Here is a 3,251-nt window from a genome sequence, read left to right on the forward strand (position 1 = left end):
AAGCCGGGCAATGTGCCCGTGTACGGATCAAGTGGTGTCGTTGGTCAGCACGCGGAAAGTCTGGCCGCCGGTCCCGGAATCATCGTTGGCCGTAAGGGTAATGTTGGAAGTGTTCATTGGTCGCAAGTGCCGTTTTATGCAATCGACACTGTCTTTTACGTCAAGACGAAGCTGCCGCTGCACTTCGTATTCTTCAACCTGCAACGTCAGAACTTCCTCAACAACGATGCAGCAGTTCCGGGCTTGAACCGGAATCAGGCATATGCACTGCCGATCCTCGTCCCTATCACGGGGTTGCTTATCGAGTTCGAGAAGATGTGTGAATCATTATTGGGTCTCGCAAGGACCTTGGCGCAGAAAAACATCAACCTCCGCGCCACCCGCGACCTCCTCCTGCCCAAGCTAATCTCCGGTGAGTTGGATGTTTCCGCACCGCCAGAACCGGAAGCCATCGCCGCATGAGCCCGAAGCTCGGCATCAAGGAAGTGGCCGCGGGGTACGGCGAGCTGATGCTCGTCGAACAGCCAGCGATTGCACTCCTTGAGACGCTGGGCTGGACGCACGCCAATCTCTACACCGAAACCTACGGCGACCAGGGCACCGAAGGACGCGAGAGCGAGCATCAGGTCATCCTCACGCGCCGCCTGCGGGTTGCGCTGGAAAGGCTGAATCCCGGCTTGCCTGTGGATGCTTACACGCAGGCCATCGAGCAACTGGCGCAGGACCGCTCCAAGCAGATTGCCGTCAATGCCAACCGAGACTTCTACAGGCTGCTGAAAGACGGCGTGAAGGTGACCGTGCCGGATGAGCATGGCGGGCAGACCACCGAAACCCTGCGCGTGATCGACTGGACTGCGCCGGGCAACAACGACTTCTTCCTGACCTCGCAGATGTGGGTGGCGGGCGATATGTACCGCCGCCGCTGTGACCTGCTGGGCTTCGTCAATGGTCTGCCGCTGGTGTTCATCGAGCTGAAGAAGCCTTCGGTGCATCTGCATAGCGCCTACAAGGACAACCTGCGGGACTATCGAGGCCAGTCCATCCCGCAGCTGTTCCATCCCAACGCTTTCATCCTGCTGTCCAATGGCTCGGATACGCGGGTGGGTACGCTGACCAGCGCCTGGGAGCACTTCTTCGACTGGAAGCGTGTGAATGATGAGGCCGAGGCCGGCAAGGTTTCCCTGGAGCGTGCCTTGCGCGGCCTGCTGGAGCCGGTGCGGTTGCTGGATTACATCGAGAACTTCACGGTCTTCGAGGAGGGCAAGGGCGGGTTGGTGAAGAAGACGGCCAAGAACCACCAGTTCCTCGGTGTGAACAAGGCCATTGCCCGGCTGGTGGAGCTGCGCGAGTCCGACGAATCAGCCCGCAAGCGCCTGGGCGTGTTCTGGCACACGCAGGGCTCGGGCAAGAGCCTGTCGATGGTGTTCTTCACACAGAAGGTGCTGCGCCGCGTGCTGGGCAGCGCCACGTTCTTGATCGTCACCGACCGCGAGGAACTAGACGATCAAATCAGCAAGACCTTCAAGGCCACCGGCGCCACCTCCCGTGAAGACGTGCGGGCGACCAGCGGCGAGAACCTGAAGGAGCTGCTGCGCGGCAATGAGCGTTACATCTTCTCGCTGATCCAGAAGTTCCGGAGCGATCCGGGCGTGCCGTACCCGATGCTGTCGGACCGTTCGGACGTGATCGTCATCACTGACGAGGCGCACCGCAGCCAGTACGACATCTTCGCGCTGAACATGCGCAACGCCCTGCCCAATGCGGGCTTCCTGGGCTTCACAGGGACGCCGCTCATCAAGGGCGACGACCAGCGCACCCGCGAGGTGTTCGGCGATTACGTGAGCGTGTATGACTTCGCACGGTCCATCGAGGACGGCGCCACAGTGCCGCTCTACTACGAGAACCGTATTCCCGAGGTACAGCTCATCAACGATGACCTGGATAAAGACCTGGAGGAGTTGCTGGAAGCGGCCGAGCTGGACGAGGAACAAGAGAAGAAGCTGGAGCGGGAGTTCGGCCGCGAGTACCACATCATCACCCGCGAGGACCGACTTAAAGTCATCGCCGAGGATGTGGTGGCGCACTTCACCGGCCGTGGCTATCGCGGCAAAGCGATGATGGTCTGCATCGACAAAGCCACAGCCGTGCGGATGTACGACAAGGTACAAGCGCACTGGAAAGCCGAGATCGCGAGACTTCAGGCCGAGCTGTTGCAGGCGCACGGCGATGCCCGCGAGGCGCTGATTGCCCGTATCCGCCTGATGCAAACCACGGACATGGCCGTGATCGTTTCTCAGGGCCAGAACGAAGTCGAAGACCTGAAGAAGAAGGGTCTGGACATCAAGCCGCATCGCGAGCGGATGGTGAAGGAGCACTTGGACGAGAAGTTCAAGGACGAGACCAACGAGCTGCGGCTGGTGTTCGTCTGCGCCATGTGGATCACCGGCTTCGACGTGCCGACCTGTTCGACGATCTATCTTGATAAGCCCATGCGGGCGCATACGCTGATGCAGACCATCGCTCGCGCCAACCGCGTGGCGCCGGGTAAGGAGTCCGGCCTGATCGTGGATTACGTCGGCATCTTCCGGGCACTCCAGAACGCGCTGGCGATCTATGCCAAGCCCGGCGAGGGTTCCACCGGGGGCGAGCCCATCCTCGATAAATCCGCGCTCGTGGGTGCCCTACAGACGGCCCTGGGGCACGCCCGCGGATTCGCCACGGCGCATGGGTTCAGCCTGGAAGCCATCGCCAAGGCGCAAGGCTTCGAGCGTATCGGACGCATTGATGAAGCCGTGGAGGCCATCCTCGTTACCGATGCGGACAAGAAGAACTATCTGCAGATCGCTTCGCGTGTGTCGCGGCTGTTCAAGGCGATCCTGCCGGACCCGATGGCTAACGAGCTGGCACCGCTGGCCGTGCTTGTGGCCTACCTTGCGGCGAAGCTCAAGGCGCAGTCGGAACAGCCGGACATCTCTGCGGTGATGGATGACGTGGAGGCGTTGCTAAACGATTCCATCGCGACCGAGGGCTACCACATCGGCCCTGCGAGCCGCACCGAGGCGCTCATCAATCTTTCCGAGATCGACTTCGAGGCGCTGCAAGCGAAGTTCGCGGGGAGCCGCAAGCGCACGGAGGCTGAGAAGCTCAGGCGGCTGATCGAGGAGAAGCTGGCGCAGATGCTGAAGTTGAACGGCTCGCGTGTTGACCTTGCGGAGAAGTTCCAGCAGCTCATTGACGCCTATAACGCCGGC

The 3,251-nt window shown here is 61.1% G+C and carries 1 protein-coding gene and 1 pseudogene; both read left to right on the forward strand.

The genetic code is table 11. The features are described 5' to 3' along the window. Window positions 1-462: pseudogene (locus QZY06_RS01080) on the forward strand (restriction endonuclease subunit S); the annotation flags it as partial. Next, window positions 459-3,251, forward strand: a 2,793-nt coding sequence (locus QZY06_RS01085) for a type I restriction endonuclease subunit R (RefSeq protein WP_295679077.1), incomplete at its 3' end; no start/stop codon positions are given. The pseudogene QZY06_RS01080 and the gene QZY06_RS01085, both read left to right, overlap by 4 nt.

Source organism: uncultured Nevskia sp. (assembly GCF_903885465.1).
In the GTDB taxonomy this organism is placed as follows: Bacteria; Pseudomonadota; Gammaproteobacteria; order Nevskiales; family Nevskiaceae; genus Nevskia.